This window comes from Pseudofrankia coriaricola, assembly GCF_032027725.1.
Lineage (GTDB): Bacteria > Actinomycetota > Actinomycetes > Frankiales > Frankiaceae > Pseudofrankia.
Map to the genome: position 1 here is coordinate 23,775 of NZ_JASNFO010000031.1, position 25,851 is coordinate 49,625.

Consider the following 25,851-nt stretch of genomic DNA (forward strand, 5'->3'; position numbering starts at 1 on the left):
ATGCCGGCAACGCGTGACGCACCTACGGCCGGTCTTCCCGCCGGGCCCGCGCCGCGTAGACTGCCGGGACATGGGGCGGGTCCTGCTGGCCAAGCCGCGCGGCTACTGCGCCGGTGTCGATCGAGCGGTTCAGACCGTGGAGAAGGCACTGGAGCTGTACGGCGTTCCGGTATACGTGCGTAAGCAGATCGTGCACAACGCTCACGTTGTCAAGACGTTGGAGGCGAAGGGTGCGATCTTCGTTGAGGAGACGGAAGAGGTGCCGCACGGCGCTACCGTCGTGTTCTCCGCGCACGGGGTAGCACCCACCGTGCACGAGGAGGCGACGGAGCGGAAGCTGCGCACCATCGACGCCACATGTCCGCTGGTGACCAAGGTGCATCACGAGGCGCGCCGGTTTGCCCGTGAGGACTACGACATCCTGCTCATCGGCCACGAGGGCCACGAGGAGGTCGTCGGCACCACAGGGCAGGCGCCGGACCGGATCCACCTGGTCGACGGCCCGGAGGACGCCGCTGGGGTGGCGGTGCGTGACCCCAAGCGGGTCGCCTACCTCTCCCAGACGACGCTCTCGGTCGACGAGACCATGGAGACGGTGGAGGCGCTGCGCGAGCGGTTCCCGCACCTGACGGGGCCACCGAACTCGGACATCTGCTACGCGACCCAGAACCGCCAGGTGGCGGTCAAGGAGATCTCTCAGGCGGTCGACCTGATCCTGGTCGTCGGCTCGCCGAACTCGTCGAACTCGGTCCGCCTGGTCGAGGTCGCGCTCGACGCCGGCGCGCCGGCCGCGTACCTCGTCGACAACAGCGAGCAGGTACAGGAGCAGTGGCTCGACGGTGTGGAGACCGTCGGCGTCACCAGCGGCGCCTCAGTGCCGGAGGAGCTCGTCACCGAGCTGATGACCTGGCTCGCCGAGCGGGGCTTCAACGACGTGGACGAGGTCACCGCGATGGAGGAGCACCTCCTGTTCGCCCTGCCGCCGGAGCTGCGCCGCGACATCCGCTCCAAGGAGCGCGCCGCCGGCTGAGCAGCGCGACGTCCGCCCGCAACGACTCGTACACAGGGCCGCTGGTCTGTCGCCGCCGCGCGATGGCCTGGCGGCCCTGTGTGTTTTTGGTGCCGGGTGTCTGGCGCTGGCGACGATCGCGGCCACATCTCCTGACCCTGCCCGGGCCAGACTCGTTAGCCTGCGGGAAGTACCCGCGTCGCCTACCCGCGCATCGTGGCGGTCGAACGGCGGCGACCGGCTGAGGACGAGGAGCACCGAGCGGCATGACCGAGCAGGAGTACCGGATCGAGCACGACAGCATGGGGGACGTTCGGGTCCCGGCCGACGCGAAATGGCGCGCACAGACCCAGCGCGCGGTCGAGAACTTCCCAGTGTCCGGGCAGCGCATCTCGCGGGCGCACATCGCGGCCCTCGCTCGGATCAAGGCGGCGGCCGCGACGGTCAACGCCAAGCTCGGAGTGCTGGACGGCGAGATCGCCGAGGCGATCGTCTCGGCGGCCACCGAGGTCGCCCGTGGCGACTGGGACGACCACTTCCCCCTGGACGTGTTCCAGACCGGTAGCGGCACCTCGTCGAACATGAACACCAACGAGGTCATCGCGACGCTCGCCACCGAGCGGCTCGGTCGGCCGGTGCACCCGAACGACCATGTGAACTGCTCGCAGTCGTCGAACGACGTGTTCCCGTCGTCGATCCACGTCGCCGCGACCCAGGGAATCGTCGCCGAGCTGATCCCGGCACTGGAGCACCTGGCGGCGTCGCTGTCGCGTAAGAGCGAGCAGTTCGCCGATGTGGTCAAGTCCGGGCGTACGCATCTGATGGACGCGACCCCGGTCACCCTGGGCCAGGAGTTCGGCGGCTACGCCGCGGCGGTGCGCCTCGGCATCGAGCGGCTGAACGCGGCGCTGCCGAGGATTGGCGAGCTGCCGCTGGGCGGCACCGCCGTGGGCACCGGGATCAACACCCCGCCCGGTTTCTCCGCGACCGTCATCTCCGAGCTCGCGGCGAGCACCGGACTGCCGCTGACCGAGGCGCGCAACCACTTCGAGGCGCAGGCCTCCCGGGACGGCCTGGTCGAGGCGTCCGGTGTGCTGCGGGTCATCGCGTTGTCGCTCTACAAGATCTCCAACGACCTGCGCTGGGCGTCCTCCGGCCCGCGCGCGGGCCTCGGCGAGATCCACCTGCCCGACCTGCAGCCCGGCTCGTCGATCATGCCCGGCAAGGTCAACCCGGTCATTCCCGAGGCGGTCTGCCAGGTGGTCGCCCAGGTCGTCGGCAACGACGCGGCTGTGGCGTTCGGCGGCTCGGCCGGCAACTTCGAGCTGAACGTGATGCTGCCGGTGATCGCCCGCAATCTGCTGGAGTCAATTCACATCCTGTCGACGATCAGCCGGCTGTTCGCCGACCGCTGCATCGACGGCGTCGAGGCGAACGTCGAGCGTTGCCGCCGGTATGCCGAGTCGTCGCCGTCGATCGTCACGCCGTTGAACAAGTACATCGGCTACGAGGAGGCGGCGAAGGTCGCCAAGCTGTCGCTCGCCGAGGAGAAGACGATCCGCGAGGTCGTGCTGGAGCGCGGCTACGTCGACGCCGGCAAGCTCACTCTGGAACAGCTCGACGCCGCCCTCGACGTCCTCTCCATGACCCACCCGTAGCCCTCCCGAGCGGTCCTGGCTTTCAAGGACCGGTGGAGGGACTTGTCCGCCGGGCGGGGAACGGCCTTAGCCGTTCCCCCCCCGCCGCGGCTTGGCCGCTGCCCGCCGTTGGTGTCGCCGATGGAACCGCGGCGGAAAAATGCGGGTAACAACCCCGGCAGTGTGGCCGTTTTTCCCGTTCAGTCTGGATACTCTCGGCACGCGCGCACACGGGGCCGGCTGACACGGGCCCGGGGCGGGGTCGCTGAGGGGGAGCCCGAATGTTCGACTATGACGTCCTGGTCATCGGGTCGGGGCCGGGCGGCCAGAAGGCGGCGATCGCCGCCGCGAAGCTCGGCCGGCGCGTGGCGATCGTCGACAAGCGCGACATGATCGGCGGCGTCTGCATCAACACGGGCACGATCCCCTCGAAGACACTGCGCGAGGCGGTCCTCTACCTCACCGGCCTTTCGCAGCGCGAGATGTACGGCCAGAGTTACCGGGTCAAGGACGACATCACCGTCGGCGACCTGTCGGCCCGCACGCAGCATGTGATCAGCCGCGAGATCGACGTCATCCGCAGCCAGCTCTCCCGCAACCACGTGACGGTCGTGACCGGGATGGCGAAGTTCCTCGACCCGCACACGCTTTCCGTGACCGGGCCGGACGGTCTCGAGGTGCGCCGGGTCTCGGCAGAGAAGATCATCATCGCCACCGGCACTCGGCCGGCGCGGCCGGACTCGGTGGCCTTCGACGGCCGCACCGTCGTCGACAGCGACCAGATCCTCAACCTTGACCGCATTCCCGGCTCGATGGTCGTCGTCGGCGCGGGCGTCATCGGTATCGAGTACGCCTCGATGTTCGCCGCGCTCGGGACGAAGGTCACCGTCGTCGAGCGCCGCGAGCGGATGCTCGACTTCTGCGACCTTGAGATCGTCGAGGCCCTGAAATACCACCTGCGTGACCTGGCTGTGACGTTCCGGTTCCGCGAGGCCGTGGTCTCCGTCGAGCGGCACAACGGCGGCACGCTCACCCTGCTGGAAAGCGGCAAGAAGATCCCGGCCGACACGGTGATGTACTCCGCCGGCAGGCAGGGCCTTACCGACGCGCTCGGGCTCGAAGCGGCGGGGCTCGCCGCCGACGGCCGCGGCCGCATCAAGGTCGGCAGCGACTTCCGCACCGAGGCCGATCACATCTACGCCGTCGGTGACGTCATCGGTTTCCCCGCGCTCGCGGCGACGTCGATGGAGCAGGGCAGGCTCGCCGCCTACTCGGCCTGCGGCGAGGAGGTGCACACGCTACGTGCCGACCTGATGCCAATCGGTATCTACACGATCCCGGAGATCTCCTACGTGGGGAAGACCGAGGACGAGCTGACGGAAAGCTCGATCCCGTTCGAGGTCGGCATCGCCCGCTACCGCGAGCTCGCCCGCGGCCAGATCGTCGGCGACTCCTACGGCATGCTCAAACTGCTGGTCAGCCCGGACGACCACAAGCTGCTCGGCGTCCACGTCTTCGGCACCGGTGCCACCGAGATCGTGCACATCGGCCAGACTCTGATGGGCTGCGGCGGCACCATCGACTATCTCGTCGACAGCGTCTTCAACTACCCGACGCTGTCCGAGTCCTACAAGGTCGCCGCGCTGGACGCCATGAACAAGATGCGCGCCGTCGCCCGCTTCAGCGGCTGAGGCCCGATCGCCGGAAACCGAGCCGGCGCGCCGCCCGCGGCCGCCATCGCGGCCGTTGTCGCTGTCGGGCGGAGGCGCGAGCGGCCGGTCCCTCCCTTTGTCCCGACGCGTGGCGCGGTCAGGATGCCGGCGGCGCGTTCGGGTCCGGGGCGACGGGAACGTACTGCCAGGCCAGGCGGGACAGGTCCGAGATGGTCTCGACGCCGATGGCCATGGTTCGGCTGTCGCGGGTGTAGGCGGCCATGATGTAGTCCTTGCCGGCGCCGTGCACGTGGGCGAGGCTGTTGATCACCCAGCCGCCGCCGTAGGGCAGCCAGCCATTCTTGATCTCTACCGACACGCCGGCCGGCACGCCGGCGGTCAGGCCCCAGCGCTGCGACGGGATGACCGTGTCCAGCAGGCCGGTGGCGGTCGCCATGGCGTTCGGGGACAAGCCCGAATCCGGATAGGAGACGGCCCGCAGCACGCGAAGCTGGTCGTAGGCGGTCGTCTTGGTCAGCCCCCAGGCCCCGCTCCGGCCGGCCGTGGTCGCGGTCATTCCTAGCCCGCGGAAGAACGCGTTCATCCCACTCTGCGCGCCGGCCGCACGCCATAGCGCGCTCGCCGACCCGTTGTCGCTGATGGAGATCATCGGCCTGGCTAGCCGCAGCTGCCCGGCCGTGAGCTGGCCGCTCTCGCCGGTCTTCGTGAGTAGCGCCGTCAGGATGTCGAGCTTGACCGTGCTGGCGGTCTCCCAGCCGTTCCGGGCGGAGTTCGTGACGTCCACGGTCAGTCCGGTGGCCCGGTCGTACAGGGCGACGCTGACGGCCCCGGGGCGCGTGGCCAGGTAGGAGCGGAACTCCGCCGCGAGGACAGGCGCGAACGACGGGTCCGGTTCAGCCGCGGCCGGCGGGCCGCTCGCGGTCGTCGGCGGCGCCGACCCGGCCGGCGCCAGCTCCCAGGTCGCCGCCGGGGATGCTGACGCGGATGTCGGCCCGGTCGGCCCGGTCGGCCCCGTCGGCGCGGTCAGTACGGCCGGCACGGCGGTCGGAGCCGGGGGCGTCGCGCCGGCCGATGTCGCACCGCCCGGTGTGGCGCCGCCCGGTGTCGCGACCGCGAAGTCGATGCCGAAAATCCCCGCGAGCACCGAGTCGTCGGGGGCGTCCGTCGACCTCGTCGGCGCGGCCCGCTCGACGACGGCGGCGGTGGGCGGCGCGGCGTCGTCGAGCGCCGCCGCGGTCGCGGCCGTGGTGAAGGGCGGGACGCCGACGGCCGCGAGCGCGGCGACCCCCACGGCGGCCGTCAGGCCAGCCAGCCGCGAGCGAGAACGCGCCCGCGCGCGGTGACGGCGAGCCGACCGGCCGGAAACCATGACCGAATTTGTATGCATCTCCGGCTACGCGCGATGTTTCGAATAGTTACAAATGCCTCAACTCTTCGCGGCCTCCGACGGTCGGCGGTGCCTCCGCGCGCGGAGGCACCGCCGAGATCGCGTCAGGCCGCCGGCACTGTCGACCAGGCGAGGCGAGACAGGCCGGAGATGGTGTTGATGCCCGTCTGCTCGGTCGCACTGTTGCGCGTGTAGACGGCCATGACATAGTCCTTGCCGGCCCCGTGCACGTGGGCGAGGCTGTTGACCACCCAGCCGCCGTCATAGGGCAGCCAGCCGTTCTTGAGCTGGAGCCGGACACCTGTCGGCACGCCCGCGGTCAGGCCCCAGCGCTGCGCCGGGATGACCGTGTCCAGCAGGCCGGTGGCCGTGGCCCGCGCGTTCGAGGACAGGACCGCGCCCGGGTAGGAGACCGCGCGCAGGACCTTGAGCTGGTCCAGGGCGGTGGTTTTCGTCAGGCCCCACTTGCCGCCGGCCCCGGCCGCCGTCGAGGTCATCCCGAGCCTGCGGAAGAACGCGTTCATCCCGCTCCGCCCGCCGGCCTGGTTCCACAGGGAGCTGGCCGCCGCGTTGTCGCTGACCGAGATCATCGGCTTCGCCAGCTTCAGCTGCGCGGCCGTGAGTTTTCCGTTCTGCCCAGTTTTCGAGAGCAGGTCGGTCAGAATGTCCAGCTTTACCGTGCTCGCCGTCTCCCAGCCAGTACGGGGTGATTTGGTGACGTAGACGGTCCGGCCGCTGCGCCGGTCAAAGAGGGCGACGCTGACGGAACCCGGCCTGGTCGCGAGGTAGGAACGCCACTTCGCGGCCAGCGCGGAGGTGAACGACGACGTCGTCGCCGCCGAGGCCGCGTTGGCCACCGGACCGGCCGCGACCAGCGCGATGGCGATGATCCCAGCACTGATCAAACCAGCTAGACGCACCTGGAGCCGCGCTGCGCCACCCGGGCGGCACGAAAGAACGGAACGACCATGAAAAAGCGCCATGACCGCATGTCTACGTACGGCGCCCTACTAATGATATTTGCTCGCCGTAAAAGTTCTCGAAACTATTACTCACGCTCCGTGGCGATATTTTGTCAATATGTGGAAATTACGGCGGGAAGCGCTGGACCGGCTCATTTCCGTCACGCCTGGCGCGGCGAAAGCAGATTCCGGCCGATCTGTTGCCACCCGATGCTCCGGCGCCGGACGGTTGACGGCGGTCAGCGGTTCTGGGTCGTCCCCGGGGCGGGCGTGGCCGCCGACACGCCGGGGGTGCGGCCGGCGGCCGCAGCCTTGGCGAGGTGGCGCGCCAACGAGCCGACCGCGGTGAGGGCAAAGAGCCTCAGCAGGGGACCCGTGCCGCGGTAGGCCGGCACGAAGGTCGCCCGCCAGCTGATGCGGGTGCCGCCGCCGGGCAGCGGGTCGAGCTCCACGATCCCCTTGTAGCCGTGGACCGGAATGCCGGACACGATCGTGTAGACGAGGCGGCGGGGCGGCACGTACTCGACGATCTCCTCGCGCGACAGGACCGGCCGCATGCCCAGCTCCCGGACCGCTCCGACGCCACCCGGCGCGGGCGTGCCCGTCCGGTACCAGCGGGAGCGCGGGACGAGCGGACCGGCCCAGGACGACCAGCTCGCGCCGTCGGCGAGCAGCGCGAAGACGGCGCCCGTCTGCGCCGAGGACTCGACGACCAGCTCGAAGGACTGCGACCCGTTCGCGGTGCGGCCACCGCCGCCCTCGCCGCCGCCGCCCTCGCCGCCGCTCGCGGCCACGGCCCCGACGACGCCGCCGCCGTCATCCTGCGCCATGCGTTGAACCTCCCGCCTCGGCCGGGCGAGCGCCAGCGGCTCCGGCCAGGAGCTGCGCGACTACCGCAGAGCGGCCGGTGTCCGGGAGCTGCGCCGGAGCTTCGTCCCCAGTCTTCCAGGAACCTCGTCCACGGGAACCCACCGGACATCCGCCGCCACGTCGGCCCCGAGATCCCGAGAGGGCAGGTGAAGCAGGTAGCGGAAGTCATAGTGGACGTGCTCGAGCTCGTCGAGCTCGAGCACCGGATCGACGGGTACCGCGTCGAGGTCGCAGGGCAGCGCCGACTCCGGGCGCAGCACGTTCGGGTCGATGCCGGTGAGCTCACGCAGTTGGCGCAGCACCGAGCCGAGGAGCGAACAGTCCTCTTCGGCGACGTGCCCGCCCGGGAGCTGCCATCCCGGCCGACTCGCGCCGCGGACTGTCAGAACGTGCTGGTCGGACGTCATCACGACCGCCCGACACGCGAGGTGCGCCGGGAGAGTGCTACGCAAGGTGATCGGCGGGCCGAGCAGGGACAGGATGACGAGGTCACGGACCGTGTCCAGCTCCGAGGGGTTCGCCTCCACGTAGCCGAGCGCGGTGCTGACCACAGCGTTGTTCGACACGGTCACGCCAGGCAACGTACCCCCGCATTGCCCCATCCATGCACACGGTCGGGCACCCTGGGCAAACTTTAAGGTATAGGTCCGATAACCCTACGTGCCCTCAATCGCGCCACTAAGGGATAAATATCCCTGGAAACGCCTGGGCATCCTCGATAGGAAATAGCTGCTCAGGTTTACACATACGCCGCTATGGAGGCAGCGTGGCGTTGGGGCCGGCCGCGAGCAGCCGGTCGTCACGCCCACCGTCTCACCGCCCACCGACGACAGCGCGCGCCACAGTGCGTAACCGGCGCCGCCCGGCGGCGGCGCCTCGATGCGGGCGGGCCGTCGCCCGCACCAACCCGTTGCCGCCGACCAGTCGCGGAGCCCACGCCGGCCACGCGCGCCCCGTCACACACGCCTGGCATCGCGGGGCGGCGCCGGCCTCCCCCGCGGCGCCGTCAGCCGGCGCGCTTTACCGCGGTGACGGACGAGCCGCCGCCGGCGGGCGGCAGGCGCAGCCGCGCGCGGATGTCGGCCTGGACCGCGGGCACCGGCTGGCGGGCGTCGACCACCGCCACGTATTCCTTGCGCTGGAAGATCTCCAGCACCGGCCGGGTCTTGCTCTGGTACTCGCGCAGCCGGACGGCGAGCGCCTCAGGGTTGTCGTCGGCCCGCCCGACCAGCGCGCCGCCGCACACGTCACACACACCCGCCTGCCTCGGCCGGCTGGCGATCAGGTTGTAGTCCAGGCCGCATCGGGAGCACAGCCGGCGGGCGAGCACCCGGCGCACGACCTCCTCGTCCGGGAGGTCGAGGTAGATCACCCCGTCGATGTCGTAGCTCTCCAGGAAGAACTCGGCCTGCCGGGCATTGCGGGGGAAGCCGTCGATGACGAAGCCGTAGTTCCAGTCATGGTTGGCCAGCCGCTCCCGCACGACCCGCTCGACCAGGTCGTCCTCGACCAGGTGCCCGCTGTCGACCGCCCGGCGCACCTGGGCGCCGATCTTGGTGTGGTTCTGCACGTTCCAGCGAAAGATGTCGCCGACGTTGATGTGGACAAGGCCCAGGTCGGCGGAGAGCAGCCGCGCCTGAGTTCCCTTGCCGCTGCCCTGAACGCCCATGATGACGTACTTGCGCACGCGGACCCCCTCCCTGACGTGGTGCCGGCCAGCCGGCGGACGTGGTGCCCAATCAGTCCACCGCGTACCGGCGCGGGACCCAGGTCTGGCTGTCGATCGGCGGGCGTTTGTAGGCGCGCTGCTGGCGAGGCGGCAGGGTCACCTGTGGGCGCGGGACCTCCTGGTAGGGAACCTGGGAAAGCAGGTGCGAGATGAGGTTCAGCCGGGCCGAGCGCTTGTCGTCCGCGTCGACGACGAACCAGGGTGCCTCGCGGATGTCGGTATAGGCGAACATCTCGTCCTTCGCCTCGGCGTAGTCCACCCAGTGCGCGCGGGCCTGCAGGTCCATCTCCGACAGCTTCCAGCGTTTGCCCGGGTCCTTCATCCGGGCGTGGAAGCGGCGTTCCTGCTCCTCGTCGCTGACCGAGAGCCAGTACTTCAGCAGGATGATCCCCGAACGGACCAGTGCCCGTTCGAGCTGCGGGCAGGTGCGCATGAACTCGTCGTACTCGGCGTCGGTACAGAAGCCCATCACGCGCTCGACCCCGGCACGGTTGTACCAGCTCCGGTCGAAGAACACGACCTCGCCGGCCGCCGGGAGATGAGCGATATACCGCTGGAAATACCACTGTGTGCGTTCGCGCTCGGACGGCGTCGTCAGGGCGACGACCCGGTAGTGCCGTGCGTTGAGCCGCTCGATGATCCGCTTGATCGTGCCGCCCTTGCCTGCCGTGTCGCGGCCTTCCATGACCACAACGACCCGCAGGCCGGAATGAACGATCCACTCCTGCATCCGAACCAGTTCGACCTGTAGCCGAGCCAACTCGGAATCGGCGTCCGCCTTCGACAGCCGCGCCGGCCGTTCCACCACGGCCTTGTCCTCACCACGCGCCTCACGCAAGCTCATCCCTCCGTTTCCCCGGCGCCCCGTCTCCCCGGAACGCCGGCACTCCAGCGGCCCGGCCTCGATGACACTCCGGCCTCCAGGACCCCTCAGCCCGTCCCAGGCGGGGGCTTATCGGTGCTGTCCCATCGTTCCGCGCCATCGCCTAGGACGGTGGGCGGAAAGCGGAAATCCACGGTCCACCCACGGACGGTCACCATCGCGCGACGCCAGGACTGATCGGCGATCCGACAACGTCGCGGAACGAACCTCAAGTACCCGGTAGAACACGCATCGTCACCTGGACGATGGCCTGCCCTGTCGCGACAGCCCCGCGTGAGCTCCCTGCGACGTTCGCGACCGATCGGTCAGAACCGTAGGAGCCGCCTGAACACGCCAGACCAGGACAGTCCAGGATGAAGAGCGGTAATGGCACAAGGCGGAGGCGAGGCTAGTGACCAGGACAGCGCGGACCTTCCTGATCGCAGACCTCCCGGCAGATCTGCCTGATCGGCTTTGCCGATCGGGCAGGGACCCCGGGCGGAGCCGATCCGGCGGGAATCCCGTCGCCGATCGGGCCGGGACCCCGGGAACGACAGCGCCCGGCGGGACGGCGCCCGGACGGCCCACGGCCCGCGGCCGGACCACGCTGCGGCTGCTGGGTGCCGGCCTCGCGGCCACGGCGCTGGCCACGACGGTGGCGGCCTGCGGTGGAGGCAAGGACAAGCCGACGGGGCCACTCAACGTCACCGTCACCCGCGGCCAGGAAGCGTCGGCGCCGTTCGCCTCGACAGGTGGCGAGGTCATCCTCGACCTGGGCACGGCGTCGCCGGAAGCGTCCTGGGGGACGAACGGCGGCGAGTCCGCGGTCGTCTCGCTCTACGTCGACGACACCTACACGACGGACCTCGTCATCCCGGCGTCGTTCTCGATCCCGCGCAGCCTCGACCTGGGCAACGTGCCGGCCGGCGACCACACCCTGAAGGTGAAGTTCGCCGATGACCGCTCCCCCGCCGCCGCCCACACGGCCAACCTCACGAACCTGAAGTTCCGCACCGTCACCGCCGCCGACGCCGGTTTCGCCGCCACCCAGTACGCCCCGGTCATCTACGGGCGCACCGGCCAGGGGGCGACGCCGGACGTCAGCGGGCCGTTCCAGAGCGCGGTGACCGACACCCCGATGGTCGAGTTCCACACCGAGGCCGCCTCGCCGACCACCGGCAACAAGATCTACCGCTACTCGGTCATCTACTCGAACGAGGACGGCGCCGCCTCTGTCCCGGAGACGCTCGCCCAGTGGGGGCGTAGCACCGACATCGCCTGGGTCTACCAGGTGGAGGTCAACGCCGCCGGTCAGGTCGTCCCCGGGAGCGCCGCCGTCCAGGGCCAGGACGGCTCCACCGTCCCCTTCACCGGCGGTTACGAGGGTACGCACGCCGTCGTCCAGACCTGCGGGCTCGCCAACAGCGTGTGCGGGAAGACGGACGGGCAGATGCGTTTCTCGCTGTCCGCGCTCGACAGCCTCGACCCGCGGAGCGAGGCGCCCGAGGGGATCATGGACCGCAATCCGTGGACGTACTGGATGATGTCGCAGGAGCTCGTCCGCGAAGGCAAGACCGCCGAGGATCCGATCGACGACCCGACGGGGAGCCCGACCCAGCTGGCCGGTGACCCGCGGTCCTACCTCTACCTGGTGCTGCGCAAGTCCACTCAGGGCACGCCCAACACCGACGCGGCCTGGGTCGGGGTGTCGGTCGGCGTCAAGCTGGCCGGCAACCCGACGATCTACCGGTCGGACCTCGGAGTGGCCAAGTGGTCGCTCAGGCGGGACGAGCCGGCCGCGACCGCGATCGAGCTGCCGCCGGGAACCGTGGCCGAGGACATCGAGCAGATTCGTGCGCTCCGGGTGGTCGGTTTGGGCCGGGACACCAAGGCGACGGTCCAGGTCGAGTCGATCGAGCGGGCCTTCTTCCTGGACGCCGACTACAAGCCGCAGGAGTCATTCCTGTTTGCTCCGGTGAAGGCCACGCTGACCTCGGCGAGCCCGGCCGTGACCCTGCTCGACCGCGCGAACGGACCGATCATCCGGACCAGTGCGTCCCCGACCGGGTCCGCCGACCCGAACGCGACGCCTTCCTCGACCGACACCCCGCTGCTGCCTGGGATCACGATCAGCCCGAGCATGTCGGTGAACCTGCCCGGGGGGAAGTCGCCGTCGGCGACGGCCACGCAGCCGTCCGCGCCCAGGACCACCGATGCGTCGTCCAGAGCTACGCCGACAGCCACGCCCTGACGTTCTCGTGCCGTTCTCGTGCCGTTCTCGTGCCCGAGGGGCCGGCCCAGGCTGGGGTCGGCCTCAGCCTGGGGCTAGCCCGCGGCCGCGGACGCGGTCGGTGCCGATGGGTCTTCCGACCCCGCGGCGACCGCGACCTGGGTGCTGGGCGACGCCAGCCCCGTCCAGGCCGAGTCGGCGGCGTCCAGCGAGGTGCTGGTGTCGTTCAGCAGCGTGGTCGGGGGGACCTGGGTGCCGTCGAAGAGCTGCGCGCACGACCGCGTGGCCTGCTTGAACGCGCTCAGGCCATCCGTCCACGCCTGGCCCGCGTCGCCGGCCGGCGTCGCGACGCCCGCGCTGCCGGCCGCGGCCGCGTGCGTCTCCAGCAGGGCGCACGCCGGTTGGAGCGCCATCCCGTTGGCCTCGGCGATCGCCTTGCGAACGTCTGCCTCCGCCAGGCCGATGTCCTTTCGATAGCCGTCAATCGCGGCGTACCACTCGTCGAGGTCGGGATCGGTGCCGGCCGGTGACTCGACAACCGCGGCGGCGCTCATCGCCGGGGGCGGGGCACCGACCGGCGTGCCACCGCCGCCCGTACCGCCGTAGACGCCGACCACGGCGACCACGGCGACGAGCCCAGCCCCGCCCAGGATCGTCAGCCCTCGGCGCCGTTCGGAGGCGCTGAACTCGTCCCAGGTCCGATACTCCTTGCGCCGCCCCGCCACCCCGGCTCCTTGCTATCAGACCCACCGCATGCCCCTCGGCCTCGCCGAAGGTCGCGACCATGCCCCGACCGCGCCAGCGCCGGCCCGGGAGTCGGCCACCCTTAGGACAGACGCACAGCTCGGGGACCACGTTGTCCCGCCGAGCCCAGCGCCGTCCCGTCCCACGCCGGGCGTTTTGCCACCGTTCCAGGATTCATGGGTTCGGTGATGCTCCGGTGGGACGGAGCCGCGCGCCCGTGGCAGGGGCGTTGGCGCAGTCCGGGCTGATGTGGGCGGTGAGCGGCGCGGCTACTCGAGCAGGTCGGGCTCGCGCCGGGTGATCTGGTCCCACAGGGGCTGGAAGTTCAGCCAGCCGGTGAGAGGGTTCCCGTTGAGATCGTGAGTGAGCCGGGCGTTCTCGTGGGCGATGTGCGTCACCGTGCCCGCGGCCTTCGCCAGCAGCTGCACCTGCGCCGAACGCTCCATCGTGATGAACCACCACGCGGCCGTGTCGACCGTGTCGCCCACGGTCAGCAGGCCGTGGTTGGCGAGGATGACGGCCTTGTGGCCGCCGAGCGCCGCGGCGATCCGCTTGCCCTCGTCAAGATCGAGCACGACGCCGCCGAACTCCTCGAACAGGCCATGGTCCTCGTAGAAGGCGCACGCGTCCTGCGTGATGGGCTCGAGCAGCTGGCCGAGGGTGGACAGCGCCCGGCCGTAGGTCGAGTGGCTGTGCGCGGCGGCGACGACGTCCGGCCGGGCCTGGTGAATCTGGGAGTGGATCGCGAACGCGGCCGGGTTCACCGGGTAGCGGCCCTCGACCGTCTCACCGGCCTGGTTGACCAGGATCAGGTCGCTCACCCGGATGTGGGAGAACGAGACGCCAAACGGGTTGACCCAGAAGTGATCGGTGAGCTCCGGATCACGCGCGCTGATGTGGCCCGCGACGCCCTCCTCGAAACCGAACCAGCCGAATATCCGCAGGGCGGCGGCGAGCCGCTCCTTGCGGTGCTGGCGCTCCTGCTCGACGGTCTCGAACGTGGGCGGCAGCCGGAAGATCAGGTTGTCAGCCATGCCACTAGCGCACCACATGGCCCCCACGAGTCGGACACCGGATCGGCCAAAGGGACTGGTGACGTGCCTGCCGACCCGGTGCCGGCGGCCCCTGGCCGTTGAAGGCAGAATCCCGGAGTCGTGGGCACTCGGGTGATTGAGAACTACCTCATCGACATGGACGGCGTCCTCGTGCACGAGGCGCAACCCATCCCGGGCGCGGACCGGTTCCTCGCCTCGATCACGTCCGCCGGCCTTGGCTACCTGGTCCTGACCAACAACTCGATGTTCACCGCCCGGGACCTGCAGGCCCGGCTGCGTGGCTCGGGCCTCGACATCCCGGCCGAGCGGATCTGGACGTCGGCGCTGGCCACCGCCAAGTTCCTCGACACCCAGCGCCCCGGCGGGACCGCCTACGTCGCCGGCGAGGCGGGTCTGACGACGGCGCTGCACGAGATCGGGTACGTCCTCACCGACCGCTCGCCCGACTACTTCGTGCTCGGCGAGACCAGAACGTACAGCTTCGAGACGATCACCAAGGCGATCCGGCTGGTGCGCGACGGCGCCCGGTTCATCGCGACGAACCCTGACCCGACGGGCCCCTCCGCCGAGGGCCTGTTGCCGGCGACCGGCTCGGTCGCCGCCATGATCACCAAGGCCACCGGAATCGATCCCTACTACGTAGGCAAGCCCAACCCGCTCATGATGCGCACCGGCCTCAACCGCCTCTCCGCGCACAGCGAGACCACCGTCATGATCGGTGACCGGATGGACACCGACGTGATCGCCGGTCTCGAGGCCGGGATGGACACCGTGCTCGTCCTGTCCGGCATCACCGCCCGCGCCGACATCGAGCGCTACCCCTTCCGCCCGACCGCCATCGTGGGCAGCGTCGCCGACATCCAGGTCGGCCAGGACGTCCACACCCTGACGACAACCGGCGAGACGGCCTAATGCCACTCCAGCGAGCGTTCACCCGACGCTGAAACCTGCGAAATCAGGATCAGTCGGGGCGAGGCGCTGGACGCGCTCTCCCCGTGTCGGGCGCTGAGCGCCCTCCTCGCGTGGTGTTGGGCCCTGGCATATGGCGGTGGTAGGGCTTGGGCCGGGCTGACGACGTGGTCGGGTTGGCATTGCGCCGATGCGCTGTCACCAGGTGTGGCTGAGGTGCGCTTACTGGTCGCTGGAACGGTGTCGCGAGCCGCCGCGCGGCTGGACATCCGAGCCACGGGATGTCGGTCGGCAGGCCGCTGGGAAGCCCCGTCCGCGGTTCGGGAGCAGCGCGCCCCCGCCGACGGCGCCCGGATTGCCGGCCTGCACATATCCGCCAGGAGAGTTGAACACGTTCAACTTCGGGGCTAGCGTTGGTGTCGACGGGTTCTGTCGGCCCCATGGAAGGTGTCCGGTGGCCAGCCACGACAGCGGGAAGCCCCACGATCACAGCGACGGCACCCACAACGACGGCAACGGCAACGGCAAGCACACCGGGGACGCGGGCCGGGCGCTGCCCCCCGGCAGGGGTGCCGCGACCCGGGCGCTGGTGCTCGAGACGGCCCTGGCCTCCTTCCGAGACCAGGGCTACGAGCGGACCACGATGCGCGGCATCGCCAAGGCGGCCGGTGTCTCGCTGGGCAACGCGTACTACTACTTCGACTCGAAGGAGCACCTGGTCCAGGAGTTCTACGCCGCGATCCAGGCGGGACACCGCCAGCGAGCCGCCGAGGCGCTGCGGTCACCGGACCTCGCGGACCGGCTGCGCCGCGTGATCCACGCGGGAATCGACGAGATGACGCCGTACCACTCCTTCGCCGGCTCGTTCATCAAGGTAGCCATCCCGCCGACCGCGGCGGCCAGCCCGTTCAGCCGGGAGTCGGCCGCGGCCAGGGACACCGCGGTAGGGCTGTTCCGGGACGCGCTCGAAGGCCCCGCCGGTCCCTCCGGGACCGCGCGGCCCACGGCGCCGGGCGGCCCGCTGGCGCCGGATCTCCCGGAGCTGCTCTGGCTCGCCTACCTCGGCATCACCCTGTTCTGGGTCTACGACCCGTCGCCCGGCCAGGCACGTACCCGCCAGCTGGTGGACTCCGCCGCGCCACTGACCGCCCGGTCGATCGCGCTGACCCGAATCCCCCTGCTGCGCTCCGTCGCGGACGACCTCCACACCCTGGTGTCCGAGCTGCGTCTGAAGGGCTCGCGCCGATGATGACGTCTGTCGTCGCGACGCCGCGTGTGCCCGCGTCGCCCGTCCCGCCGGTCGCGTCGGCCGCCGCGGCGACGGGGCTGAGCCCGTACGGCGCCGGGCTGCTCGCCCTGCTGATCCTGATCGGCATGCTCGTCGTCGTCCCGTGGGGACTCGGGCTGCTCGACCTAGACATCCTTGACCCGCTCCGCCGCTGGTGGCTGCTGACCGCCTTCCCCGGCGTGGCGTCGTTCCTCGTCCCCCGTGGCCCGGCGGCCGCCGCCCTCGCCGGCGTCTACGCCGCCGGAACCCTTGCCCTGCTCGCGGCACTGCCCGAGGTCACGCGACGCACGACGGTCCGGCGGCCAGCGGCTCCGACAACGTGGCCAGCGACGGCGGCGAGGCAGGCGGCGTGGGCGGTCCCGGTCCGGGCGGCCATGGCGAGCGCGCTGGTCGCACCGATGATCGCGTCCAGCGCGCTGGTGGCCGCGCGTGCGGGCTATCCGCTCTTCGGGTTCTCGCCGACCGTTCTCACGCTCACGGTCGCGCACTTTCACTACGCCGGCTTCGTCGCCGCGCTGATCGCCGCCCTCGTCTGCCGAGCCCTGCCCGGCGATCCACGAGCGGGGGCCGCCGCCTGGTCGGTTCCCGCCGGAACCCTGGTGGTCCTCGCCGGTTTCTTCCTCTCCGACTGGGTCGAACTCGCCGGCGCCGTGGTCCTGACGGCCGGCCTGTGGCTGGCCGCCTGGCTCACCTGGAGTCGGATCCGGCCGCGCGGCGACCGTCTGACGCGCTGGCTGATGGTCATCTCCTGCGCGGTGCTTCCCGTCAGCATGGCGCTCGCGCTCAGCTGGGCGGTGGGACGAGCGGCGGGCCTTCCCCACCTCTCGGTCACCTGGATGATCGCCACGCACGGCGTCGCCAACGCACTCGGCTTCGCCGTCTGCGCCCTGCTTGCCTGGCGCACGCTCGACCGCCCCACACCGGCGACCCCCACGAAGGCATCACCATGACAACCGACGACCCGCATGACGCCGATCCGGCCCGGCGCGACCGCGGCCGGCCGACCCAGACCCCCGAGCCAGCGGCCAGCGGCTCCGGCGCCTTCACCTATAACGAGGTCGGCGCGACCAGGAACGCGTCCCTTCCCGCCACCTACCATCACCTGCTTCACCACGTGCCCGTCGCCACCGGCACCGCCGGTCTCCGCGCGGCGGCCGACGCACTGCTCACCTGGCAGATGCATCAGGCAGCGGGGCTACGGGTACTCGCCTCCGCGCCGAGAGCCGAGCCAAGCGTGACGGTCACCTCGCGGCTGGGGCTCGGACCGCTGCGGATCAGCGCACCTTGCCAGGTCGTCTGGGTCGACGACGACCCGGGCACGGACAGCGCTGGCTTCGCCTACGGGACGCTCCCGGGCCATCCCGAGTCAGGCGAGGAATCCTTCGTGCTCACCCGGGACAGTGATGACGTCGTGTGGCTGACCATCCGGGCATTCAGCCGCCCGGCGACGCTCCTCCCACGCCTGGCAGGCCCGGTCGGCCCCATGCTCCAACGCCACCTCGCCACCCGATTCGCGAACGTCCTACGCCGCCTGGCCGACGCCGCGGGCTGACAGGTCACCGCGAGGCGAGTCCGCTACGGCCCAACCGTGCCACACGGCCCGGATCTATGGTGATGGGTAAGACAGTGATGACTTATACTCCCCCAAGAGGATCTACCAGGCAATCTGTACCCCAGGAGAAGCACCGTGGCCGACGAGCTGATCGACCAGATGGTCACCGCCGCCGAGGCTGACTACGGCGTGAGGGTGACTCGGGAGCGCGGCCGCATCGACGGACGGCACGGACGTCCGTACACTTGTACGGACGCCAGGATCGGAGGAGCCATGGTTGCCTCGGCGGCCTCCGGACGCTTCGAGTTCCGCGTCCGGCCCGAGCTCAAGCAGCTGATAGAACGCGCGGCCTCGCTCATGAACCAGACCGCGTCGGACTTCGCCCGGACCGCCGCGGAGGAACGCGCCGTGGAGGTGCTGCGGGAGCACGAGCTCATCACGCGAGTACCGGTGGACTTCTTCGACGCGCTGCTGGCTTCTCTGGACGCTCCGCCCGAGCCCAACGACGCGTTGACGCGCGCCGCCGCGCGGCTGGATTCCGTCATCGAACGACGGTGACCGCGGGCCGATTCGTCAGCGAGGCCCTGGGCGCCAGCCACATCGCGGACCACTTCGAGAGCGGCCAGCCTGAGCTCGACGACTGGCTGCGTCGCCATGCTCCTGCCACGGAGTCACGTCGAACCGGTCGAACCTTTGTCTGGTCCGCCGACGGACGAGTGGTCGCCTACTACACGATCGCGGCCCATCTCCTGATGCGTGACGATCTACCGAGGGCGTTGGGCCGTGGGAACCCCGTGCAGATCCCCGCCGTGCTGCTGGCGAAGCTGGCGCTGGACAAGACGCTCCAGGGCCAGGGGTTCGGTGGACTACTGCTCGCCGACGCCGTCGACCGCATCGTCGAGGCAGCTCGGACCGTCGCCGCGCGGTTCATCGTGGTCGACGCGATCGACGAGCAGGCGATCTCCTTCTACGTCAAGTACGGGTTCGTCTCGGTGCCGTCCACCAACCGCCTGGTGAAGAGGATGAGCGCCGCCGCGGCGCAGGTCAGCCGCTGACGATGCGCCACGTGACACTGCTCGATGCCTGTTGGCGGGAGTCAGGACTCTGCAGAGACCATGCCCACCGGCAGCTGACGCCGGTGCCGCCGAGGCCGCAGTAGCCGTTCACTGACACCTTCGGCGAGGCCGTACTCACCCCGGCGGGCTGGCAGGTCACTCGGGCCGCGTACTGCAACCTGATCATGGGTCTCGGGACTCTCGACCTGCGCCGCCCGCCCTGACCCTTCCGACATCGGCAGCGGGTCACGACGACCTGGCCGTCAGCCGGTCAGAGCGCTGGCCAACCCGCTGAGACCTCAGCGCGAATGGCAGTAGCGAGTTCTAGCTGCGGGTGAGGTCCTCGGCGGTGGTCACGGTGATTGCGCGGCGCAGCCACAGGCGGAGCTGGCCGGCGTCGCTACAGGCCAGCACCTGCTCGCGGAGCCTCTCAGGCACCTGTAGGCCGCGGTCCTCAAGTACAGCCAGCACCGCTCGTGCCTCGCCGCGTGCCTCGCCGCGTGCCTCGCCGCGCGCCTCGCCCCGCGCCTCGGCCTCTCGGTCGATCCTGTTGTAGACCTCGTTGTGGTACCGCTGGCCAGTGGCGGTGGTCATCAGGTACTGCTCCCATCGTGTGTGGGTCACCGGAGAGAACCCGCCAGTTATCACGTCATCGTAGAAGCGCTTCTGGTCACGTTCCAACCCGTCGAGGACGGCGAGCAGCGCTTCGAACATCGTGGCGACGGCGTCCTCGCCTCGATGACAGAAGGCCGAGAACAGCACTCGCATGGGGTGGGTCGTGGACACCGTCCTGTCGACGATCAGGTCGATGTCAGCTGGGGTGACGAACCGCGGGTATAGCCGCACCGCCGAGGTATCCCGGGCGATCTCGTCGTGGTACCAGGCGGCGACAGCCGGGTGAGGGAAGAAGACGACCAGCGTGCTGGGAACCATGACCGGTTTCTTCTTCTTGATGGACTTGGTGAGTTCTGCCTCCGTCTGCGCACAGTAGAGCTTCCAGGTCGCCAGCTTGCCAGGTTCCGCGGCGCTTTGGACCTCCACGACCGTCGCCCGCGCCGGGTCGTCGTCCTCATCGGAGAGCACGATCAAGGTGTCCGCCTGGAACATGCGTGGACGGACCGTGGGATCCGACAGGCGTGCGCGACGGTAGGGCGCGACCCGGTCGCCGAGCTGGGCTTGGATCCAGTCGGGCAGCGTCGGGTCCGCTCGGATCATCACGAGGAGCGCCTCGTGAGCGTTGGACGGCATGACTGGATCATTACTGATGGGTCAGACAGTCCAAACCAGGGCACGCAAAGCCCACGTCCAGACTGATTTGACAATTATCTCGACATGTGCAACGGAACCACGACCGGCCTCAGCTGAGAGGGCGTCGGTCCCACGCCGCTCGGTGGTGGTCAGACCGCCCGGTCTGACCACCACCCCCCTCAGGCCTCCGAGGCCGCGAGGCCGACCGGGCAGGAGACGCCGGTGCCGCCGAGGCCGCAGTAGCCGTTCGGGACCTTGTGCAGGTACTGCTGGTGGTAGTCCTCGGCGTAGTAGAACGGGCCGGCCGGAGCGATCTCGGTGGTGATCCGGTCGTGGCGGGCGGCCGTCAGCCGCTGCTGGTAGGCGTCGCGGCCGCGCGCGGCCGCGGCGGCCTGCTCGTCGGAGTACGTGTAGATCGCCGAGCGGTACTGACTACCGACGTCGTTGCCCTGCCGCAGTCCCTGTGTCGGGTCGTGCGCCTCCCAGAAGACCGACAGCAGCTTCTCGTAGCTGACCTCGCTCGGGTCGAAGACGACCTGTACGACCTCGGTGTGCCCGGTCAGGCCGGAGCAGGTCTCCTCATAGGTCGGGTTCGGCGAGTACCCGCCGGCGTAGCCGACCGCGGTCGAGTAGACGCCCGGGGTCTGCCAGAACTTCCGCTCGGCGCCCCAGAAACAGCCGAGGCCGAACACGGCGACCTCGAGCCCCTCGGGGAACGGGCCCTCGAGTGGAGTACCCAGCACCGCGTGCAGCTCCGGTACCCCGAACAGCCGCCGCTCGTGCCCGGGCAGCGCCTTCTCCGGCGAGACAATCGTCGCCACGCGCCGTCCGAACAACATGTCGCACCACCTCCGGTGGCTTGGAGATTCCACCCCGCACAACAGCGTGAAAGGGTGCGTCGTTCCCTCGGCACAACGGAAGTGGGTGGCGGATCAGGGCTGTCCCCGTGATCCGCCACCCCGTCATGCACCGCGGGCCCGAATCGGGCCGTCAGGCGAAGCGTCTTCCTATAGGACCAGGTCCTCCAACATCGTCGTGACCAGGGCAGCGATGGGCGAGCGCTCGGAGCGGGTGAGCGTGACGTGCGCGAACAGCGGGTGGCCCTTCAGCGTTTCGATCACCGACGCGACGCCGTCGTGCCGGCCGACTCGCAGGTTGTCACGCTGCGCCACGTCGTGCGTGAGCACCACCCGGGAGCCCGCGCCCAGCCGGGAGAGCACAGTGAGCAGCACGCCGCGCTCCAGCGACTGCGCCTCGTCGACGATCACGAAGGAGTCGTGCAGCGAGCGGCCGCGGATGTGCGTCAGCGGCAGCACCTCGAGCATTCCGCGTTCGACGACGTGGTCGATGACGTCCTCGGACACCAACGCACCGAGGGTGTCGTAGACAGCCTGCGCCCAGGGGGCCATCTTCTCGTTCTCGCTGCCGGGCAGATAGCCGAGGTCCTGACCACCGACGGCGTAGAGCGGGCGGAAGACGACGACCTTGCGGTGCGCCCGGCGCTCCATCACCGCCTCAAGGCCGGCGCACAATGCCAGCGCCGACTTCCCGGTGCCGGCCCGGCCTCCCAGGGAGACGATCCCGATCTCCGGGTCGAGCAGCAGGTCGAGAGCGACGCGCTGCTCGGCGCTGCGGCCGTGCAGCCCGAACGCCTCCCGGTCGCCGCGCACCAGCTTCACCGACTTGTCCGAGCAGACCCGGCCGAGCGCGGAGGCGCTGCCGCCGGCGGCGGTCAGCACCAGACCCGTGTGGCAGGGCAGCTCGGCCGCGGCCGGGAGGGTGAGGTGCTCGCCCGCATACAGCCGGTCGAGGTCCTCCTGGCTCACCCCGAGCTCCGCCGTTCCGCCCCAGCCGGTGTCGACGGGCTGCAGCGCCCGGTACTCCTCGGCGTCGAGGCCGACCACGGAGGCCTTGACCCGCAGCGGCATGTCCTTGGTGACGAGGACCACGTCGTCGCCGTCCGCGGCCAGGTTGAGCGCGACGGAGAGGATGCGCGAGTCGTTGTCGCCGACTCGGAACCCCGGTGGCAGCACCGTCGGGTCGGTGTGGTTGAGTTCTACTCGCAGCGTTCCGCCGGTCTCCAGCGGTAGCGGGTGGTCGAGCCGCCCATGCTTGATGCGTAGGTCGTCCAGGATGCGCAGCGCCTCCCGGGCGAACCAGCCCAGTTCGGGGTGGTTTCGCTTGGCCTCCAGCTCCCCAATCACAACGAGGGGGAGCACGACGTTGTGCTCCGCGAATCGCAGCAGCGCGCGAGGGTCAGACAGCAGCACGCTTGTGTCGACGACATGCGTTCGTGGCACACGCCCACCCGCTTACTCGGAGTTGTCCGGGATAGACCCCACAGGGGGCCGGGTCCCGGCCTCCTGGCGTTGTCGCGACTGCGGCACGTAGGGGCCTCCCAGCGGTCCAGCCCAATGCCAGACCACGACTTGAGACGTCAGGGCATCACGGTAGCCGCAGGTAGGAGCGTTGGCGACCAACTTTGCCGAACACGTCGCGAAAGTACACCGACGCCTTCCGTAACGCAGATGGCACAGCATCACCGCGACGGCCCACATTGGACGCAAACCACTACCCTGCGCATCCAACATAAGCCGCGACGTCGCCGCCTCGACGCCCACGCGATGCAGTTGAAAGCGCTGCCGCGACGTGAGTCCCGTCACTCCACGACCACGCTGCGATCGCTGTCCAGCACGAACTCGCAAGACGCGTTATCACCCTCCGCTCATACCCAGCAGAAGACGATCATCACCCACTCGGCCCCCACGCCTCGATCGATCACAGGCAGTTATCGGTATCAGTTACCGGTATCGGGCCACCCCGGCGACGTAGGGACCACCTGAGCGGGCCGAACCCCGGCGTTTCATGCGCTCGGACTTCAGGCGACGAGCCGGAAGGTGACCCCATTCCGGTCAGCCATCCACGCGCCCCAGCCCCTGACCGCGGCGGCGTATCAGTACTGGCACGCCCCAGCTGCCTCGGCCACAAGGCACGCCTCAGGCCGGCAGGCGCGCCCCCAGCAGCCGGCGGACCTCGTCGGCCGTCCGCGCGGGTCGCTCGCAGACGAAGTGCCGACAGACGTACACGCCGGGCTCGGGCCGGTCGGCGGTGAGGGGGCCGGCCGTCACCACGACCGTGCCGGGAGTGGTGCCGAGCCGCGCGAGCCGTTCCAGGTCGGGCCGGCCGACGACGGCGACCTCGGGCGGGCCGGCGAGCAGCGCCTCCGCGACCGCGCCCGCATGTCCGGCGAACCGGGCGTCCCGGCCGAGCAACGGTGCGAGCAGGCCGATCGTGGCCTCGGCGTCCTCACGGTGCCCGGCCGAACCGGTGAGCGCGGCGTACGTGAGCAGCGCGCCGGCGAACGCCGACTGGCCCGACGGCGTCGCCGAGTCGGAGATCTCGCGGGGCCGGCGCAGCAGCGTCGGCGCGTCGTCGGCGGTGTCGTAGAAGCCGCCGTCCGCGGCGCGGAAGCGGGCTCGGGCGACGTCGAGCAGCTGGCCGGCCAGCTCCAGCCACTCGAGCGCGCCGGTCACCTGGTGCAGCGCGAGAAAGCCGTCGGCGACGTTGCCGTAGTCCTCGAGCACACCCACGTTCGGGCCCACGCGGCCCTCCCTGCTGGTGCGGCGCAGCCGGCCGTCGACGACGTGCACGTCGCGCAGCAGCACCGCCGCGCGCTCCGCGGCCGCGACCCACTCCGGCTCCTCGAACAGCGCGCCCGCCTCGGCGAGCGCGGCGATCGCCAGGCCGTTCCAGCTGGCCACCACCTTGTCGTCGCGCGCGGGCTGCGGGCGGGCGGCTCTCGTGGCCGCGAGCGCGGCCCGCACCCGGGCGAACCGGTCGGCGTCGTCGGGGTCCGCCGGCAGGGCGAGCACGGACGACCCGTGCTCGAAGGTGCCCATATCGGTGACCTCGAACAGCCTGGCCGCCCAGGCGGCGTCGTCCGGGTCGAGCGCGGCGGCCAACTGCGCGGGCGTCCACACGTAGCTCGCCCCCTCGACCGGCTGATGGGCGTGGCCGTGCGCCGGCGTGGCCGCGTCGGCCGATCCGCCCGGCGAGGACACCGCGCCGTCGTCGCCGTGCGCGTCCGTGGGCGGTACCGCGTCGGCGTCCAGCGCGGAGGAGAAGCCGCCCTGCGGGGTCCGCAGATCGGCGAGCAGGAAGGCGGCCGTCTCGCGGACCACCCGCGCGGCGAGCGGGTCGCCGGTCGCCCGCCACAGATGCAGGTAGATCCTCAGCAGCTGGGCGTTGTCGTAGAGCATTTTCTCGAAGTGCGGGACGGTCCACGTCGCGTCGACGCTGTAGCGGGCGAATCCGCCGGTGAGCTGGTCGTAGATCCCGCCGCGGGCCATCCGTTCGCAGGTGAGGGCGACCATGTCGAGCGAGCGCTCGTTGCCGGTGCGGGCGTGGTGGCGCAGGAGGAGCTCGGCGACCATCGACGGTGGGAACTTCGGCGCGCCGCCGAAGCCGCCGTGGCGTGGGTCGAACCGGGCGGCGAGCTGGTCGACCGCCGTGTCGAGCAGCTCGCCGTCCAGCCGGACGGCCGGGCCGCGGCCGCTGGCGATGGGCGCCTCGGCGGCCTCGGCGAGCTTGCGGGCGATGTCCGCTCCGGAGGACTCGATCTCCTCGCGGCGGGTGTCCCAGGCGGACGACACCGCCGAGAGGACCTGGCGGAACGAGCCCATCCCTGGCCGGGCCGTCGGCGGAAAATAGGTGCCGGCGAAGAACGGCTCACCCGTCGGGGTCAGGAACACCGTCATCGGCCAGCCGCCATGCCCGGTCAGCGCCACCGTGACGTCCATGTACACCGAGTCGACGTCCGGGCGCTCCTCCCGGTCGACCTTGATACTGACGAAATGGTCGTTCATGTAGGCCGCGGTGGTCTCGTCCTCGAACGACTCGTGCGCCATGACGTGGCACCAGTGGCAGGACGCATATCCGACCGACAGCAGCACCGGGACCTGGCGGCCGGCCGCCTCGGCGAACGCCGCCGGCTCCCACGGCCACCAGTCGACCGGGTTGTCGGCGTGCTGCAGCAGATAGGGGGACGTCTGGTCAGCCAGCCTGTTCGCCACAGAAGCTCCTTCACGGGGTCACGACGCACTCCGTGACGCTATTGCTCCACGGGGTCTTCCCGCTCATGACACGGCGCCGCGCTCCGCAGCGGCCCGCGCGCCCCTCTCTGCAACCTACCCACGCAACCCGGCCATAGCCGGTGACAGCGCATTGGCGCACCGCCAACCCAGCAACACACCGACCCCGTCCCACGCCGGCCCCGGCCATGCACCTCAGCCCCGAAACCACGCCCAAGAGGGCGCTCAGCGCCCGACGAGGCTGGCGCGTCCAGCGCCCAGCCTCAACAGCGCATTGGCGCACCGCCAACCCAGCAACACACCGACCCCGTCCCACGCCGGCCCCGGCCATGCACCTCAGCCCCGAAACCACGCCCAAGAGGGCGCTCAGCGCCCGACGAGGCTGGCGCGTCCAGCGCCCAGCGCCCAGCCTCAACAGCGCATTGGCGCACCGCCAACCCAGCAACACACCGACCCCGTCCCACGCCGGCCCCGGGCCATGCACCTCAGCCCCGAAACCACGCCCAAGAGGGCGCTCAGCGCCCGACGAGGCTGGCGCGTCCAGCGCCCAG

22 protein-coding genes are annotated in these 25,851 nt (G+C 70.4%); 10 read left to right on the top strand and 12 right to left on the bottom strand.

What is annotated here, in order from left to right:
• Window positions 1–70 precede the first annotated feature (70 nt).
• The 3 genes from QOZ89_RS16905 (at window position 71) to sthA (ending at window position 4,337) form a co-directional block, all read left to right on the top strand.
• Window positions 71–1,030 carry a 4-hydroxy-3-methylbut-2-enyl diphosphate reductase gene (locus QOZ89_RS16905; protein ID WP_071051442.1) on the top strand — a complete coding sequence of 320 codons (960 nt, stop codon included), beginning with the start codon at window positions 71–73 and terminating at the stop codon, window positions 1,028–1,030.
• Window positions 1,031–1,275: 245 nt separating this feature from the next.
• Window positions 1,276–2,667, top strand: a complete 1,392-nt coding sequence (locus QOZ89_RS16910; RefSeq protein WP_312624182.1) for a class II fumarate hydratase — start codon at window positions 1,276–1,278, stop codon at window positions 2,665–2,667.
• A 260-nt stretch (window positions 2,668–2,927) separates the two neighbouring features.
• Window positions 2,928–4,337, top strand: coding sequence for a Si-specific NAD(P)(+) transhydrogenase (sthA, locus tag QOZ89_RS16915; RefSeq protein WP_071051418.1), 1,410 nt, complete (start codon window positions 2,928–2,930; stop codon window positions 4,335–4,337).
• Between the two features lie 118 nt (window positions 4,338–4,455).
• Here the strand turns inward: sthA and QOZ89_RS16920 are convergent, their stop codons facing one another.
• From QOZ89_RS16920 to ppk2, 6 genes are all read right to left on the bottom strand, one after another.
• Window positions 4,456–5,610: a serine hydrolase gene (locus tag QOZ89_RS16920; RefSeq protein WP_312624183.1), complete on the bottom strand. Its 1,155-nt coding sequence runs from the start codon at window positions 5,608–5,610 to the stop codon at window positions 4,456–4,458.
• Between the two features lie 200 nt (window positions 5,611–5,810).
• Window positions 5,811–6,611 (bottom strand): serine hydrolase, encoded by an 801-nt coding sequence (locus tag QOZ89_RS16925; protein ID WP_312624184.1) that lies wholly within the window; start codon window positions 6,609–6,611, stop codon window positions 5,811–5,813.
• A gap of 296 nt (window positions 6,612–6,907) precedes the next feature.
• Entirely contained in the window at window positions 6,908–7,498 is a 591-nt protein-coding gene (locus tag QOZ89_RS16930) for an SRPBCC family protein (RefSeq protein WP_312624185.1), read from the bottom strand.
• A gap of 60 nt (window positions 7,499–7,558) precedes the next feature.
• Window positions 7,559–8,110: an NUDIX domain-containing protein gene (locus tag QOZ89_RS16935; protein WP_241842040.1), complete on the bottom strand. Its 552-nt coding sequence runs from the start codon at window positions 8,108–8,110 to the stop codon at window positions 7,559–7,561.
• Between the two features lie 434 nt (window positions 8,111–8,544).
• On the bottom strand, window positions 8,545–9,225 hold the full coding sequence (locus tag QOZ89_RS16940; RefSeq protein WP_071051421.1) for an adenylate kinase family protein: 681 nt from the start codon (window positions 9,223–9,225) through the stop codon (window positions 8,545–8,547).
• Window positions 9,226–9,277: 52 nt separating this feature from the next.
• A complete protein-coding gene (gene ppk2, locus QOZ89_RS16945; RefSeq protein ID WP_071051422.1) occupies window positions 9,278–10,111 on the bottom strand; it encodes a polyphosphate kinase 2 in 834 nt (277 codons plus the stop codon).
• 430 nt (window positions 10,112–10,541) lie between these two features.
• Between ppk2 and QOZ89_RS16950 the strand changes: the two genes are divergently transcribed.
• Window positions 10,542–12,380, top strand: a complete 1,839-nt coding sequence (locus QOZ89_RS16950) for a hypothetical protein (protein WP_241842041.1) — start codon at window positions 10,542–10,544, stop codon at window positions 12,378–12,380.
• A 74-nt stretch (window positions 12,381–12,454) separates the two neighbouring features.
• Here QOZ89_RS16950 and QOZ89_RS16955 read toward each other — a convergent pair whose 3' ends face one another.
• On the bottom strand, window positions 12,455–13,084 hold the full coding sequence (locus QOZ89_RS16955) for a hypothetical protein (protein ID WP_071051423.1): 630 nt from the start codon (window positions 13,082–13,084) through the stop codon (window positions 12,455–12,457).
• A 288-nt stretch (window positions 13,085–13,372) separates the two neighbouring features.
• Window positions 13,373–14,137, bottom strand: coding sequence for a class II aldolase/adducin family protein (locus tag QOZ89_RS16960; protein WP_116271696.1), 765 nt, complete (start codon window positions 14,135–14,137; stop codon window positions 13,373–13,375).
• A gap of 132 nt (window positions 14,138–14,269) precedes the next feature.
• Here QOZ89_RS16960 and QOZ89_RS16965 point away from each other — a divergent pair, with 132 nt between their 5' ends.
• From QOZ89_RS16965 to QOZ89_RS16990, 6 genes are all read left to right on the top strand, one after another.
• Window positions 14,270–15,070, top strand: coding sequence for an HAD-IIA family hydrolase (locus tag QOZ89_RS16965; RefSeq protein ID WP_491723654.1), 801 nt, complete (start codon window positions 14,270–14,272; stop codon window positions 15,068–15,070).
• A gap of 451 nt (window positions 15,071–15,521) precedes the next feature.
• Window positions 15,522–16,316: a TetR/AcrR family transcriptional regulator gene (locus tag QOZ89_RS16970; protein WP_083419316.1), complete on the top strand. Its 795-nt coding sequence runs from the start codon at window positions 15,522–15,524 to the stop codon at window positions 16,314–16,316.
• Complete coding sequence (locus tag QOZ89_RS16975; protein ID WP_198543427.1) at window positions 16,313–17,305, top strand: YndJ family protein; 993 nt, start codon at window positions 16,313–16,315, stop codon at window positions 17,303–17,305. Before QOZ89_RS16970 ends, QOZ89_RS16975 begins: the two co-directional genes overlap by 4 nt.
• The gene (locus QOZ89_RS16980; RefSeq protein WP_083419317.1) at window positions 17,302–17,907 is read left to right on the top strand and encodes a DUF1990 domain-containing protein; all 606 of its coding nucleotides are present in this window, start codon (window positions 17,302–17,304) and stop codon (window positions 17,905–17,907) included. Before QOZ89_RS16975 ends, QOZ89_RS16980 begins: the two co-directional genes overlap by 4 nt.
• Before the next feature lie 135 nt (window positions 17,908–18,042).
• Window positions 18,043–18,465, top strand: coding sequence for a type II toxin-antitoxin system TacA family antitoxin (locus tag QOZ89_RS16985; RefSeq protein WP_198543428.1), 423 nt, complete (start codon window positions 18,043–18,045; stop codon window positions 18,463–18,465).
• Window positions 18,462–18,962, top strand: a complete 501-nt coding sequence (locus QOZ89_RS16990) for a GNAT family N-acetyltransferase (RefSeq protein ID WP_071051425.1) — start codon at window positions 18,462–18,464, stop codon at window positions 18,960–18,962. The genes QOZ89_RS16985 and QOZ89_RS16990 overlap by 4 nt, the downstream gene beginning before the upstream one ends.
• 324 nt (window positions 18,963–19,286) lie before the next feature.
• On the opposite strand, the gene QOZ89_RS16995 is transcribed toward QOZ89_RS16990, so the two are convergent.
• The 4 genes from QOZ89_RS16995 to QOZ89_RS17010 form a co-directional block, all read right to left on the bottom strand.
• On the bottom strand, window positions 19,287–20,210 hold the full coding sequence (locus QOZ89_RS16995; RefSeq protein ID WP_312624187.1) for a hypothetical protein: 924 nt from the start codon (window positions 20,208–20,210) through the stop codon (window positions 19,287–19,289).
• Window positions 20,211–20,389: 179 nt separating this feature from the next.
• A complete protein-coding gene (gene msrA / locus QOZ89_RS17000; RefSeq protein WP_071051427.1) occupies window positions 20,390–21,049 on the bottom strand; it encodes a peptide-methionine (S)-S-oxide reductase MsrA in 660 nt (219 codons plus the stop codon).
• A gap of 168 nt (window positions 21,050–21,217) precedes the next feature.
• Window positions 21,218–22,510, bottom strand: coding sequence for an RNA 5'-3' helicase PhoH2 (phoH2, locus tag QOZ89_RS17005; RefSeq protein WP_071051428.1), 1,293 nt, complete (start codon window positions 22,508–22,510; stop codon window positions 21,218–21,220).
• A gap of 696 nt (window positions 22,511–23,206) precedes the next feature.
• The gene (locus QOZ89_RS17010) at window positions 23,207–25,282 is read right to left on the bottom strand and encodes a thioredoxin domain-containing protein (protein ID WP_071051429.1); all 2,076 of its coding nucleotides are present in this window, start codon (window positions 25,280–25,282) and stop codon (window positions 23,207–23,209) included.
• Window positions 25,283–25,851: the final 569 nt, after the last annotated feature.